The organism is Leptolyngbya sp. Cla-17 (assembly GCF_016807185.1).
GTDB lineage: Bacteria > Cyanobacteriota > Cyanobacteriia > Leptolyngbyales > Leptolyngbyaceae > ULC077BIN1.
On record NZ_JAEVYN010000002.1, the window covers coordinates 1,138,516 to 1,151,340 of the forward strand.

Below are 12,825 nucleotides of genomic sequence, written 5' to 3' on the forward strand. Positions count from 1 at the left end.
CAACAATTCACTCTAATAATTGGAGGATGGCGTACGTGAAGAAGTGGTCAGTCGATCTGCATAAGCTGATCTATACCCATGTCCTGATGATCGGAATTCCTACCCTCTTTTACCTGTGTTTGCGGATGGGAGGAATGCCACTGGTAAATATACACATGGCGATCGCCACCTTTTTTCTTTTTAGCTCTTTGATGATTCTGTTGGAGGCTTCTACTTCTTTATTTCGTAGATTTGCTGTTCAAACCGACCAGCCGACTAGCGATCGCTGGGATTATTTGATTCATTCCATCAAAACCGTTTTAGGGATTAATGGCTATCAACGACTCACCCCAACGACCCCTCTACCGCGCTGCTCCATCATCGTAGTTGCCTACTTGCCCAACGAACAAGACATCATTCTAGAAACTCTACGCCAAATTCTCAGCACGGTATATCGTCCAACAGCAGGGCTAGAAGTCATCCTGGCATACAACACTCCCGTGGACTTGCCGATTGAAGACGACTTAAAAGTGTTAGCCCAAGTTCATGCTGAACTACATTTGTTACGAGTAGATGGCAGCCATTCCAAAGCCGAAAACTTGAATGCCGCTCTCGAGCTTGTGACGGGTCAGGTGACTTGTATTCTAGATGCAGATCATCATCCTTCACCAGACTGCTTTTTGAGAGCATGGCGCTGGTTAGAACGAGGCTACGACGTAGTGCAAGGGCGCAACATCATCCGCAATCATGGGCACAACTTGCTAACTCAAAATATTGCCGTTGAGTTTGAATCTCTCTATGGGGTGAGCCATCCTGCTAAATCGTTTCTTACCGACTCCACTATTTTTGGTGGCTCCAATGGCTACTGGCGGACAGCCGTGCTAAAGCGGATTCGCTTTAACCCAATGATGATGACAGAAGATATTGATGCGACGCTGCGGACTTTATTGAATGGGTATCGCATTCTGCATGATCGCAGCATTATTGCCACTGAGCTTGCCCCTATTGATTTCAACTCATTTTGGTTTCAGCGCAAACGTTGGGCACAGGGCTGGTTAGAAGTGAGCTTTAAGTATCAACGGCGCGTTTGGAAATCTAAGCACCTGACCTTTAAGCAAAAGCTCTACTGGACTTATTTGCTTTATTACTGTGTTGTGTACTCTCTGCTAGCGCTACAAATTTTGCCGCTGATTCTAAGTTTATTTTTGTTCCACGGCTATCTGCCCCCATCAGATAATGCTTATCTTTGGTTCAGTACAGTCATTACTTTTTTTAGCGGTATTTATCAAACAGTAGTGACGATGCGGATATCGTATATTCGTTATCCGATGTACTATTTTGCCCAGCACGCTATCCTGATTTTTTTGTATACCACTTTAAAGAACATGATCTCCATCGTTGGGCTTTATGACCATTTGCACGGGCATAGCTACTGGGTTGTTACACCACGCGGCAAGCAGTCCACCCGTGTTATTTCACCTGAAGCACCGCCCGTGTTGGCTCCTGTGGGTGGAGTAGGAAGTAGAGAATAGGGAGTAGGGAATAGCGAGAAGAAAGGGGGAGTGGTGAGGGGCAAGTGACGAAGCCTACGCGCTCGCGTAGGCTTCATTGAGCAAAGTTGAAACGTACCATCAGCCAGGACTTCACACCTCGCCCTCGACTCTTGTTACATCACCTTACTTCCCTTTTTTTAGAGCCAACGACATATCAACTTGCCCGGTGCTGGAGCCTTCTTGGGTAGAAGTAATGCCGATACCACGAATGGAATTTAGTACGGCGACCGTGTCGGCAGGAATGGGTTTTTGAGAGGTAGCAGCAAAGCGATTGAGTAACATCAGGGTTTTATCCATATCCACATAAACGTAGCCCATATTTTGTTTGGGTAGATTTCCAGTAACACCCTTAAAGGTATCGCTGAAGTCTAAGGTTTGAGCGGACTTGGTTGCCATGGTTTCTGTTAAAGGTCCGCCGAAGGTAACGAATACAGAATTATTGTCGAGCCAGCCATGCCCTAAGACGGCACCCATGGGACTGTTCCATTCAGTAATTTCTTTACCTTGCACATTTCGCTGTTGGACCAGAACGGCGTTGCCTTTCGCTAAATTGTCAAGCTTGCTGAGGGCGTTTTCGGCAGCTTTGCGATCGCTGGTATTAAATACCATGACCCCGCCAAATCCCACTTGAGACAAAATACCGCGATCTGACGGAATTAGCGCCATGCCAAACTCTCCATCCATCCATCCAAAAATATCTTTGTCTAGATCGAAGTTTGCTGATTTAAATGCTTGTCGAGCTTGCGAGATCGCTTGCTCTCCGTCTGGATAGGATTTAGCTTGCTCGGTTGCCTGGTTCCAATAGCTGCTCAAGTTCGCGCCGCTAATCAACGCCAACGTATCCCCAGGGAGTTGGGCAATGATCTTGCCAGGAGCGGGTTTGTAGTCCCATTTGGGTGCTTGAGGATCGATCGCGGCTACCGCTTTAATGCGGACTCCACCCTCATCTGTACCGACTCCCGCTACTAAAGATTTCACTCGTTTAAGCTGGGCTAGCGTGGTTGCGGGAAGAGTCGTCTGGTCATTGTTGCTCGTCAACTGCTGCACGGCAGCGCTGTAATCTGCCACATATACCTGAGCGATCGAGTTTTGCACATCCACACCCTTTGTCAGCAAGCTATCTGCTCCGGGTTTAGACGCAAAGGAAGGCTGCCCTTTGGTGGTGTTAATCGCTGCTTCTAACCCTGGGCGATCGCTAGCAATCACCAAATAATCTTTAACCACCGCCGTAAAAACAGAGTTTTCTGCATTCGCAATGATCTTACTGCCCTGGTAGTCGCTTTCTTTCGCTTTGCTGCCCCCTTGATTTGCCAGCTTCATGGCAAAGCTTGCTGCACTAATTTTGTCTTTAATGCTGGTGACCACCAACACACTGGGCTTCTGCTTGTTGCCTTGGTTGGGCAGCAACGCCACCATCGTGTTTCCTACCCAGGGTTTCAGATCTTTCTCAATATCAATGTTGCTCTGGGTTAAAAGTTTTTGCTGCCAAGTGTTCCAATTTTTAGTAACAACCGCTTGCGCTTCTGGCGTGCCAAACTGCTTGAGTTTTGCCCAGGCTTGTTCGTCTGCCGAAATAAAGGCAGCCATATAGGCTTCATCGGGCACGATTTGGGCGATCGCCAGTGGAGTCATCACATCCTTTGGCGTGGTTTTGAAATGCAAGTAGGCAGCAGTTCCGCCTGCCGCGATCGCGATCGCGCCGACTACAGGAGCCAAAAGTTTTGTTGCAGACATCCAATGTTCCTCAAAAAATTTGTTAGCTGAATGAAAATGTATGGTTTAGCGCCTAAAGCAAAAGCAATTTTGAAGCTATCACTAGCGTTCCCGCTATTAGTCAAAACACACTTCCAAAGGTAGATTCCGGAGTTGAAATAGCAAGCATCTTGATACACTAACGGTGTAGTTTTCAACTAGGTGGTGCCTCTTGCTGGATGAACAGGCGAAAAAAACGATGCTCCGTAAAATTCCGCATGGGTTGTATATCTGCGGCGTGAAAGAGGGAGATGAAGTCAATGGCTACACTGCAAGCTGGGTGATGCAAGCCTCCTTTACGCCGCCCCTTGTGGTCAACTGCGTCAAACAAGATTCCAAATCTCACGCCATGCTCAAAGCCAGTGGCGTTTTTGCCCTCAGCATTTTAGAAGCTGGGCAAAAAGATCTGGCGCAAGCCTTCTTCAAACCGCAGCGACGGGTTGGCAACAAGTTTGAAGATGTGGAGTTTTACTTGGGTGAAACTGGCTGCCCGATTATCACCGATTCTCTAGGTTATGTGGAATGCCGGGTCGTTGGCTCTGTTGAGCAAGGCGACCACACCGTTTTTGTGGGAGAAGTGATCGCTGCTGGTATGCACCGGGAAGGCGAACCGCTGCTGCTAGAAAGCACGGGTTGGCAGTACGGAGGCTAAGGGCCAAAAGTTTGGAGTTCGGAGTTTAGGGCTGGGCTTACACCCAAACAGGCAGATCACATCAAGCATTGATGCCAGTGGAACGTTACCTGCACTATGACCCTCTGCACCTCGAACCTTTTACTCCGTACTTATTGACTTAACCAGGCGATCGCTTCCCGAATCCATTCTTCGGCATCATCTCGTTTAGAAAGGGTAGTGTTTGTGCCAACTGCATGAAGTGCCTGAGAGATTTCACTGTTGGTGTAGCCCAATGCTAGTAGGGTCATTTCTACGTCTTCTTGAAGGGCAATCGCAGGACCCGCCGCAGGTGCAGTGAGAATGCCTGCCTGCTGTCGCCACTCGGCTAGCTTGGTTCGCAATTCCAGCGCAATTCGTTCTGCTGTTTTGCCGCCTACTCCTGGCGTTTTCGAGAGGGCGCGAGTGTTCCCAGAGACGATCGCCTGTACCAAGTCTTGCAAGCCGAGGGTATCCAGCAGCGCTACGGCAAGCTGAGGACCAATACCGCTGACGCTGACTAACTGGCGAAATAAATCTCGCTCGGCGGCGGCTCCAAACCCAAACAGAGTCACCACCTCTTCGCGAATTTGGAGATGGGTAAACACCTGCATAGATTCCCCAACGGTGGGTAACTGCATCACCAGACGCGGCACAATCTGCACGTCATAGCCGACCTGATTCACTTCCAGGGTAAGAATCACGCGATTTCCGGCTTTTTGAATGCTAGCAACAGTTCCTTTTAGGTAGCCGATCATAGTGATTGAATGTCAATGCCGCGATTGCGTAACTGTTGCAACAACTCTGCCCGTAACTGCCGTTCAAGGGACGAGTACTCCAAAATTAGCACGTCTGTTCGCTAACGATGTGGTTAAGGAACGGGAAGTCCAAACAAAAGCTCCTCTTACCTAGCTCCCTTTTTAACGTTTTTTCTTTTTAGTGCGATCGCCCTGAAATCCAAAAGCAGCATTACCTGTGATGGATCTCGCCTGCTTGGAAACCTGCCCCATCGACGCGCCGCCAAATATAACCTGCTGCTGTTCTTGGGCGCGGAGTTTTGCTTCCGCCTCGCCGTAGAAAAAGGTCAACAAGGCAAAGCGTCGCCCTTGAGTTACGGGCATGGCTTCATGCAGCAACGCGCAGGAGAAAATGATGGCTTCTCCCGTATCAGGACGGTAGAGGGTTGAGCCGTATTCCGGAAAGCGAAGATGCCCACCATCATAGGCTTCTGTATTGAGATTGAGAGTCATGGCAAAGCGGCGGTGTCCTGTACCCGGCAGAGTGTTGTCGCGATGGGCTTTGAAAAAACCGCGATCGCCCTCGTCATAACAGCCCACTACATAACGTTCAAAATTAGTGATGCTGAATTGAAATGCTTTTTCAATCTCTGGTTTTACCCGCCGCCAAAGCAGATCATTCACCGATTTCAACACGTCTGCATCGGCTAGTACCCAGTCTTTGCGACGCTTCACCTGCGGATCTGTCACTTCCGTAAGCTTGTCACCGACGGTTTGCATAAAGCCCGACTCCCGTCCGCCGTTTCGCTCGTATTGTTGGATCAAAAATTGACAAAAATCGCGATCAAACACGTTGGGCACAAAGAGCACAGGTGCTTGTCGAGTGGCAAGGTTGCTAAAAGTGTTAGCAGGCGCAGTTAGCGTTTCTACGGTTTCCAGCAATCGCTCCACGTAGCCTGTAGGTTCTTCAAAAGGAAACACGGCTCGAATCCGCAGATTTTCATCTACGACAAAAGTGGTGAGCTTGTAACGCAGATGCCCATTGATGCCTTCTGCTGCTAAAGATTCGCTTACCCCATATTGGCTGCTGACCGTACGTTGAAAGTCCCACAGCATACCGCAGTGAGTGGTGTTTTCTATCTGCTCTTTCAGATATAAATCATTTGGATCAATGCTAATGCCAAAAAAGCGGAGATTGCGGTGTTCAAATTGGGTTTGGAGGGCAAAAACGATTTCCAGCGTTTCGGTAACATGCTCAATTTGAGAACTACCGAAGAAAAACAGCAGACTGCAGGAGCCGCCCATTTCATCTAGCGCGGCTGTAGGGTTGACCGTGGAAGGAACGGAAAATGCAGGAGCGGAATCACCTACCGTCAACAGCGGCATAGCAGACTAAAAATGAACGCATGAACATTGCTACTGTATCAGGCAATCTGTAAAGAGAGAATTTTGCATTCTTACGGCTCTATGGCAAGAAGCCAAAATGGTGCAGTCCTTCTAAAATGCCGCCTGCACAAGTTTTTTCTGCTAGATAGCGATGGTCACTAGGGTTAGCCTGGTGCCAGGTGAGCAATTCTGGCATGGCATTGCCCACGATGATGCCCCGTTCGGCGCGATCGCAAAACATGGATAAATCATTTCCCGAATCGCCACAGGCAACGGTGCGATCAGGAGCGATCGCTAACTGTTCTCGTAAAAAAGTCATAGCTTTGCCCTTGTTTGCCCGACGCGGCAAAATATCCAAGTCTTTGCTGCCGCTGTAGACCAGTTGGGCATCTAAGCCTTTGGCATCCAATAAAGCTTGTAATTTGGGTAAGAGCTCCACAGCGATCGTTTCAGTGAGAAAGTAGCTGACCTTGAACGGGCGTTGCTCGGATGTGGGCTGAGGCGTTAGGTCGAACTGACTGGCGATCGCTGCAACCATCTCTCTATTCCAATTAACAGAAAGAAACTCTGTCCAACTCAAATCAGGTACATCACTACCTGCTAAATAAATCTCGGTGCCGACGGACACGATCAGTACATCAGGATCGAGCAAGGGCTTTTCGGCTTTAAGTTGGCGATAGCTAGTCAGCGATCGCCCGGTGGAATAAACAATTTTGGTGCCATGCTGCTGACGATGATCATCCAGATGGCGGTTGAGTTCCACCATGGCGTGATCATCCCCCACGAGCGTATGATCCAAATCGGTCACAAACAAAAATGCAGCCACAGCGATGCCTTTGACTATCTCGATTCCAACTCTTTCTATCATGTCTTGCTCAACATTTGAACTAAGACTCAGTTAGAGTCAGCAGCATGATAAAGCAAGAATTTTACCAGCGGATTAGGTTCACAGTTGCGACTCAAGCAGTTTGTGTCAAAAGCTCTTAAAAATGCATCAAAAGCCGTGTGAATTGTGCAAAACTCTCTGATTCTTTAATTGAGAAGCTATCGGGTAGTTGTTTCATTAGCAAATTGCGACTTTCGGAATGATGGCATCCAGCAGAAAGTATCTGAAAATAGTACTTTGCTCATAGGCCTCTTATGCTATGAAATTGCATCGATCGAAATTGACTTCTTGGCTTCCCCACTTAAACTATCAAATTTGGATTCTGGCGATCGGGCGGTTGCTCTCGCAAATGGGGTCAGGCTTCACACTATTTTATGCACCCATTTTCTTTGTCAATCAGGTGGGGCTATCCGCAACATTAGTTGGGCTTGGCCTAGGCAGTCAATCCATTTCAGGGGTAATTGGGCGCTTTTTGGGCGGGTCGCTTTCGGATGGGAAGTTCGGGCGCAAACGCACCGTGCTGCTATCAGCAGTAATCTCGGCGATCGCGGCGTTTGTGATGGCATTCACCGCTAATTTCCCAGTGTTTGTGTTGGGTAACTTGCTGATGGGTTTGGGAATTGGACTATTTTGGCCATCAGCAGAAGCACTCGTTGCCGATTTAGCCGCTCCTGAGGATCGCAATGAAGCCTTTGCGCTCAATCGGCTGTGCGACAGTTTGGGCTTGGGTATTGGAGTCGTGTTGGGAGGACTGGTCATCAGCACAACAGGAGCCTATCGATCGCTGTTTATCATTGATGGCCTTTCCTTCCTGTTGCTGTTTGTCGTGGTGCTGTGGGCAGTTCGAGAAACCTTTGAAACAACGGGCGAGCATTCAGGCTTAAAAGGATGGAAGCTCGCATTGCGAGATCGCACCTTGCTAATCTACTGCGTCGTGAATGTGCTGTTCACCACCTACATTGTGCAAATCAGCAGTACCCTACCGCTTTATTTCACTAACTTTGTGTCGGGAACGCCCGATGGAAAAAGATTTACGCCCGTTGTGATCAGTGCGCTGTTTACCTGGCATCTGATTGTTGCTGTTATTTTTCAAATTCCTGCCGCTCGATCTTTAAACCGATTCCGCCGCACCCGTGGATTAATGCTGTCTGCTGGACTTTGGGGGTTGGGTTTTACAGTAGTTTGGCTAACAGGAATATCCTCTACTGGTAGCATAGCTTGGGCAGCATTAGCATTGGGCATTTTATCGATGGCCACGGTAACTTACATGCCTGCTGCTTCATCGATTGTGGTAGATATGGCACCGGAATCGCTGCGGGGAGTGTATTTAGCGGTCAACTCTCAATGTTGGGCGATCGGCTATTTTATTGGACCTCCCATCGGCGGCTGGGCGCTGGATCAAACCCCCTTTATCGCACACACTTTTTGGTTGGGATTGGCTGCTACCGTTGGGTTATCTATCCTGATCTTGCAACTCTTGGAGAGAAGAATGAAATTGAAAGATGCTTTTCCTTCTATATAAAAGAAAAACGGTGTAGAGGGAAACAGCAACGTTGAGAGTGTAGTCGTTAGTCACGATCTGATAGCGATTGATTTTATTGGGAATACATATTATGAACAGAATGTTTGCACTGATTCCGGCGGCGATCGCCCTCCTGATTCCGTTTGCAGCTCCGACTCATGCTCAAGTTGCCGATGTGCCTGTAGCGAATCAAGCAGGAGATTTTACCACCGCAAGAGTGATGGGAAATCGGGGTTATTATCGCAACACCCATTGGTTGGTGGTTGATCCTAGTCGTTCGCTGAACTGCCGCGCTACGCCTAATGGTAAGGTTAGCACTCGCCTATCCAGCGGTTGGATTGTGACGGCAGCGTTTCCTGATAGTAAGGATGGCGATGCAATTATTACCGGACCAAACGGTACGTGGCTGCGGGTGATTGCCACTGATCCGCTAGGTGCCGGAAAACGACCCGCTTGTCTAGTCCGTGCCAATCGTCGCTATATTGCCCCGATTAGCATAGACTACATGCGAGAGCGCTAAAGAGGCTCAGTGAAGCACTGCGAAATTGCCACGGCATCGTTGGTAGGGGATTGTTTGGGTTCCACACTCCAACTCCCTGCTGCTTGGCGATCGCCTCGGCTTGGCGATACTGCGCTTGGGTTGCAGCGCAGTCGTGAAAATATTTGGGATAGATGACTGCCATCCCTTCCTGCACCATTTGCAGGTTTATAGATTGCCCATTCACATACACTTCTGCCACGGCGCGTCCATAGCGATCGCGATCAACCTCTCGCAGTTGCACCACTTGCCCCACAGGTAAAAGCTGCTTCAATCGCGCCGAGGCAGCTTGACCCCAGGGCGATTGGGCACGCTCTGGCGCATCCACACAGGCAAGCCGAATAGTCACCTTCGTCGGATCATTTTGCACCTTCAAGGTATCGCCATCCCCCACGCTCACCACGACAACCTGATTTTGGACAGATGGTACCTGAGTGCGCGGAGATCGACCTGCGGGAGGCGAAGATGGCTTAGGCTTAGACTCTCGACGAGGGAGCGCTTCGCAAGCCACCCCATCGTTGTCGCGATCAAGATAGTTGGCTCCCCTAGCCTGCATAAAAGCCTGAGCTTCTTCCTGAAAAGCAAAATCAGCGCATTTTGCCCGCTGTGCTTCTGCGTTGGGCGCAAAGGCAATGCCGATACACACTGTTGCAAAAATGAGTAGAGCAGTCCGCATTTTACCCAAACCAGTACAAATATATTTCACGCTTGCAGATAATTTACCCCCGACGCTCTTGTAACTTGCGATACACTGCCTTGAGCTCTACGTTGTGATAAGCCAAAGCGACCAGCGTGTGGTAGAACAAATCGGCAACTTCACCCGCGATCGCCGCTTGCGTATCAGCGTTATTCACACTGGGATCATCATCCTTACATGCCATCACCACCTCAGCCGATTCTTCACCAATCTTTTTGAGGATTTTATTGTCTCCCCCCGCAAATAACTTGCAGGTATAGGAGTTTTCGTTAGGATGATCGCGGCGATCGCGCACCACTGCATAGACCTGAGAAAGCGCATCCGCAAGCGGGGCCTCCACATGGCTATTCACGCGGTGAAAGCAGCTTCGTTCGCCCGTGTGACAAGCAACATCTCCAATTTGGTCCACGGTGATCAGCAAGCAATCGCTGTCACAGTCGTAGCGCAATGATTTCACAAGTTGCAAATGTCCTGAAGTTTCGCCCTTGTGCCAAAACTCCTGACGAGATCGACTCCAAAACCAGGTTTCGCCCGTTTCAATCGTCTTTTGCAGCGACTCCTGGTTCATCCATGCCATCATCAGCACCGTGCCATCTAGATAGTCCTGCACGATTGCTGGAACCAAACCGCGATCGTCGTATTTAATGGCTTCAACCGGAATCGTTTGATTGCCCATTCTGTCTACTTATCCTCTTGATCCCTTTGCTTCATCATCCCATTCACGCTCATGTATGTCTTCTGTCTCGCTCCAACTTCCGCGTATTGGCGTTCCCCCGATCAAATGCCAGGGAATTAAGACGAAATTGGTGCCTTTCATTTTGAGCCAAGTTGTTTGGCAAGAAACAAGCGATGCCACTTGGATTGAACCTTTTTTGGGCTCAGGCGTAGTTGCCTTTAACCGGATACCTCATCGAGCAATCCTGGCTGATACTAATCCCCACATTATTGGGTTTTATCAAGCCATTCAGCAGGGAACCATTGATCGCGCAGTGGTTCAAGAGTTTCTAACTAAAGAAGGCGAAATCTTACGGCAACGAGGCGCAGAGTATTACTACGAAGTGCGCGATCGCTTTAACCAAACCGCATCTCCACTAGACTTTCTGTTTCTCAATCGAGCTTGTTTTAATGGGCTGATGCGGTTCAACAGCGAGGGAAAGTTCAATGTGCCCTTCTGTCAAAAAACTCAGCGATTTTCTCAAAGCTACATCACCAAAATTTCTAATCAGGTTGATTGGGTCGCCCAACGTATGGTAGGCAAGGTCTGGAAGTTTCGCGTAGCCGATTGGCAAGAGACTCTCAAAGATGCCAAATCAGACGATTATGTTTATCTCGATCCGCCCTACATTGGGCGGCACGCCGATTATCACAACAGTTGGAATTTAGAGAAATCAGAACATCTCGCCGCGATCGCCCAGCGGCTACCTTGTAAATTTGCCGTTTCCATGTGGCTGGAAAATCGCCATCGCCAGAACAACCATATTCGTCAGTGCTGGCCTCCTAAGAAACAAGTCCCTCAACTTGACTATCAGAAGTTGGATCGACCACAAGCCTAGCACCGAGTTTGAGTGCTTTGCGTTGCAGATTGCGAAGTGCTCGTTCCCGGTAGCGCGCATCTTCGTGTTCTGGCGGCATCGCCGAGAAAGGCACCTGGTACTTGAGCAGATGATAGACAATCCGCGCCAGTTTGTGGGCTGTAGCCACTACAGCCTTGGGCGTACCGAGTTTAGCTTTCATGCGTCGATAAAACACCCCAAGCGCACTTTGACTCCGCCCTAACGTGGCTGCCGCTAGTCGGAAGGCTAGATTCGCCCGATTATCCGTTTTCTTGGTTTTGCTGCGAATAATCTTACCGCCCGTTTTCTCGTTATGTGGACTTAACCCCAACCATGACGTGAAGTGCTTCACTGTTTTCCACTGACTCATGTCTGTGCCAATTTCGGAGAGAATCGCTTGAATGCTGAGAATGTATAGTCCATCAATTTGGGTTAAGTCAACTCCAGCCATTTGGTAAAGTGCTGGGCGTAAGTCCGTTGGGGGATCGTTTTTTGGACGAATCGCACGGGGACGAGTTGCAGGGGGTAAAGGCTGCGACTCAATATCAATGCGCGGCGGGAACCGAGCGAGTTGCTGCTCAATTTCAGCATCACAGGCTTGTAACTTCTCGGTGTAGATGTCGTAAAGCTCCACTGCTTGCTGGAGGGCAAATACATGCTCCCGGCGGTAAGAGCATTGAGGTCAGCCGTAAAGCTGGAAAATACTCGCACCGAGGATTGGCAGCGTCCTTCGGGAACGCAAGCATAGATTTCACTGGCTCCCACATCTAAGCCCGCCGCATTCAGATTGATTTGCTCTAAACTTTCCAATTTAGGAGCATCAACGTGGCGCTCCTTGGATTTACTTTTAACCTTCGAGCCTGGGCTGGACTGCTTCATGGCACCCTCCGTTCTAGGGGAACTCAGAAATGCTCAGACCCGACGATGCTCTAAAATCTGCTAGTCTCCTAAACGGGGTCTCAACTGAGCCACCAATGTCTAAGCCATCCATCGCCGGAACCATGCTAACTTTCGGGTTCATGACTCCAAGGTCGCTTCGGTCTTTGCTGTCTGAACTCTTTCAGCTTATCTTTATGCCTCACTTCCCTCAACAGTTTCTTTCACTCTGAGGGGGCGATAGTGCGTGGATTGCTACCTTAGAAGTACAAACTCACCAGCACTTCTACCATGTTGGCCCTAAAGAAAGTTTACGCAGCAGCATGACAGAAGCCCTGTTAATCAAGCCAGATGTGGATAGGCTTCTTCAATAATTTCTACAAGTTTCAAAATCTACTCGATCGCGCTGTTCAAGCTAGCTGACTGGCTCCTAATAGCACTTGAAGCGATGCGGTGTGCTTTTTCTTCTTCGCCGTACCATTGAAGCGCTGAGTTAAACGCGATTCGATAGAAGCGCTGTGCTGCCTCAGACAATGGACCGCGAACACAAGAGGGTAAGTCGTAATTGGTTTTATAAGGCATCTTTGGAAGTCCTCAATTTGACTAACTAGCAAAATAGTAATCTGGATCACTAAAGTTCGTCTGTATCTTTAGATTGAAATGCTTTCCAACAAAACAAGTCTCGTTACACAATAAA

General features: G+C 48.9%; 14 protein-coding genes. 5 read left to right on the forward strand and 9 right to left on the reverse strand.

Features of this window, described 5'->3' with window-relative positions; translation table 11 throughout:
• Positions 1–26 precede the first annotated feature (26 nt).
• Positions 27–1,511 carry a glycosyltransferase family 2 protein gene (locus tag JOY44_RS16395; protein ID WP_197985496.1) on the forward strand — a complete coding sequence of 495 codons (1,485 nt, stop codon included), beginning with the start codon at positions 27–29 and terminating at the stop codon, positions 1,509–1,511.
• Positions 1,512–1,655: 144 nt separating this feature from the next.
• Here JOY44_RS16395 and JOY44_RS16400 read toward each other — a convergent pair whose 3' ends face one another.
• Positions 1,656–3,266, reverse strand: a complete 1,611-nt coding sequence (locus JOY44_RS16400) for a DUF3352 domain-containing protein (RefSeq protein ID WP_171574708.1) — start codon at positions 3,264–3,266, stop codon at positions 1,656–1,658.
• Positions 3,267–3,456: 190 nt separating this feature from the next.
• Here JOY44_RS16400 and JOY44_RS16405 point away from each other — a divergent pair, with 190 nt between their 5' ends.
• The gene (locus tag JOY44_RS16405) at positions 3,457–3,936 is read left to right on the forward strand and encodes a flavin reductase family protein (RefSeq protein WP_171574709.1); all 480 of its coding nucleotides are present in this window, start codon (positions 3,457–3,459) and stop codon (positions 3,934–3,936) included.
• 131 nt (positions 3,937–4,067) lie between these two features.
• Here the strand turns inward: JOY44_RS16405 and ruvA are convergent, their stop codons facing one another.
• The 3 genes from ruvA to JOY44_RS16420 form a co-directional block, all read right to left on the reverse strand.
• On the reverse strand, positions 4,068–4,691 hold the full coding sequence (gene ruvA, locus JOY44_RS16410) for a Holliday junction branch migration protein RuvA (RefSeq protein WP_171574710.1): 624 nt from the start codon (positions 4,689–4,691) through the stop codon (positions 4,068–4,070).
• Positions 4,692–4,853: 162 nt separating this feature from the next.
• Complete coding sequence (locus tag JOY44_RS16415; protein ID WP_171574711.1) at positions 4,854–6,056, reverse strand: 2OG-Fe(II) oxygenase; 1,203 nt, start codon at positions 6,054–6,056, stop codon at positions 4,854–4,856.
• A 79-nt stretch (positions 6,057–6,135) separates the two neighbouring features.
• Complete coding sequence (locus JOY44_RS16420) at positions 6,136–6,924, reverse strand: sucrose-phosphate phosphatase (RefSeq protein WP_197985498.1); 789 nt, start codon at positions 6,922–6,924, stop codon at positions 6,136–6,138.
• Between the two features lie 298 nt (positions 6,925–7,222).
• On the opposite strand from JOY44_RS16420, the gene JOY44_RS16425 reads away from it, so the two are divergent.
• A complete protein-coding gene (locus JOY44_RS16425; RefSeq protein ID WP_245404931.1) occupies positions 7,223–8,464 on the forward strand; it encodes an MDR family MFS transporter in 1,242 nt (413 codons plus the stop codon).
• A 91-nt stretch (positions 8,465–8,555) separates the two neighbouring features.
• Complete coding sequence (locus JOY44_RS16430) at positions 8,556–8,984, forward strand: hypothetical protein (RefSeq protein WP_171574713.1); 429 nt, start codon at positions 8,556–8,558, stop codon at positions 8,982–8,984.
• On the opposite strand, the gene JOY44_RS16435 is transcribed toward JOY44_RS16430, so the two are convergent.
• Together JOY44_RS16435 and hisIE are read right to left on the reverse strand one after the other, a co-directional pair.
• Positions 8,956–9,708: a thermonuclease family protein gene (locus JOY44_RS16435; protein ID WP_197985499.1), complete on the reverse strand. Its 753-nt coding sequence runs from the start codon at positions 9,706–9,708 to the stop codon at positions 8,956–8,958. The genes JOY44_RS16430 and JOY44_RS16435 overlap by 29 nt on opposite strands.
• Before the next feature lie 13 nt (positions 9,709–9,721).
• Complete coding sequence (gene hisIE / locus JOY44_RS16440) at positions 9,722–10,375, reverse strand: bifunctional phosphoribosyl-AMP cyclohydrolase/phosphoribosyl-ATP diphosphatase HisIE (RefSeq protein WP_171574714.1); 654 nt, start codon at positions 10,373–10,375, stop codon at positions 9,722–9,724.
• 55 nt (positions 10,376–10,430) lie between these two features.
• Here hisIE and JOY44_RS16445 point away from each other — a divergent pair, with 55 nt between their 5' ends.
• The gene (locus tag JOY44_RS16445) at positions 10,431–11,252 is read left to right on the forward strand and encodes a DNA adenine methylase (RefSeq protein WP_171574715.1); all 822 of its coding nucleotides are present in this window, start codon (positions 10,431–10,433) and stop codon (positions 11,250–11,252) included.
• On the opposite strand, the gene JOY44_RS16450 is transcribed toward JOY44_RS16445, so the two are convergent.
• From JOY44_RS16450 to JOY44_RS16460, 3 genes are all read right to left on the reverse strand, one after another.
• A complete protein-coding gene (locus tag JOY44_RS16450) occupies positions 11,197–11,703 on the reverse strand; it encodes a transposase (protein ID WP_203032038.1) in 507 nt (168 codons plus the stop codon). The two genes, JOY44_RS16445 and JOY44_RS16450, sit on opposite strands and share 56 nt — an antisense overlap.
• On the reverse strand, positions 11,685–12,131 hold the full coding sequence (locus tag JOY44_RS16455) for a hypothetical protein (protein ID WP_203032039.1): 447 nt from the start codon (positions 12,129–12,131) through the stop codon (positions 11,685–11,687). Before JOY44_RS16455 ends, JOY44_RS16450 begins: the two co-directional genes overlap by 19 nt.
• A gap of 390 nt (positions 12,132–12,521) precedes the next feature.
• Positions 12,522–12,710 (reverse strand): ChaB family protein, encoded by a 189-nt coding sequence (locus JOY44_RS16460; RefSeq protein WP_171574717.1) that lies wholly within the window; start codon positions 12,708–12,710, stop codon positions 12,522–12,524.
• Between the last annotated feature and the right edge of the window lie 115 nt (positions 12,711–12,825).

Coding starts and splice junctions, on each gene's coding strand:
- JOY44_RS16395 (WP_197985496.1), top strand. CDS start 27: ATGGCGTACGTGAAGAAGTGGTCAGTCGATCTGCATAAGCTGATCTAT.
- JOY44_RS16400 (WP_171574708.1), bottom strand. CDS start 3,266: ATGTCTGCAACAAAACTTTTGGCTCCTGTAGTCGGCGCGATCGCGATC.
- ruvA (WP_171574710.1), bottom strand. CDS start 4,691: ATGATCGGCTACCTAAAAGGAACTGTTGCTAGCATTCAAAAAGCCGGA.
- JOY44_RS16415 (WP_171574711.1), bottom strand. CDS start 6,056: ATGCCGCTGTTGACGGTAGGTGATTCCGCTCCTGCATTTTCCGTTCCT.
- JOY44_RS16420 (WP_197985498.1), bottom strand. CDS start 6,924: ATGATAGAAAGAGTTGGAATCGAGATAGTCAAAGGCATCGCTGTGGCT.
- JOY44_RS16430 (WP_171574713.1), top strand. CDS start 8,556: ATGAACAGAATGTTTGCACTGATTCCGGCGGCGATCGCCCTCCTGATT.
- hisIE (WP_171574714.1), bottom strand. CDS start 10,375: ATGGGCAATCAAACGATTCCGGTTGAAGCCATTAAATACGACGATCGC.
- JOY44_RS16445 (WP_171574715.1), top strand. CDS start 10,431: ATGTCTTCTGTCTCGCTCCAACTTCCGCGTATTGGCGTTCCCCCGATC.
- JOY44_RS16450 (WP_203032038.1), bottom strand. CDS start 11,703: ATGGCTGGAGTTGACTTAACCCAAATTGATGGACTATACATTCTCAGC.
- JOY44_RS16455 (WP_203032039.1), bottom strand. CDS start 12,131: ATGAAGCAGTCCAGCCCAGGCTCGAAGGTTAAAAGTAAATCCAAGGAG.
- JOY44_RS16460 (WP_171574717.1), bottom strand. CDS start 12,710: ATGCCTTATAAAACCAATTACGACTTACCCTCTTGTGTTCGCGGTCCA.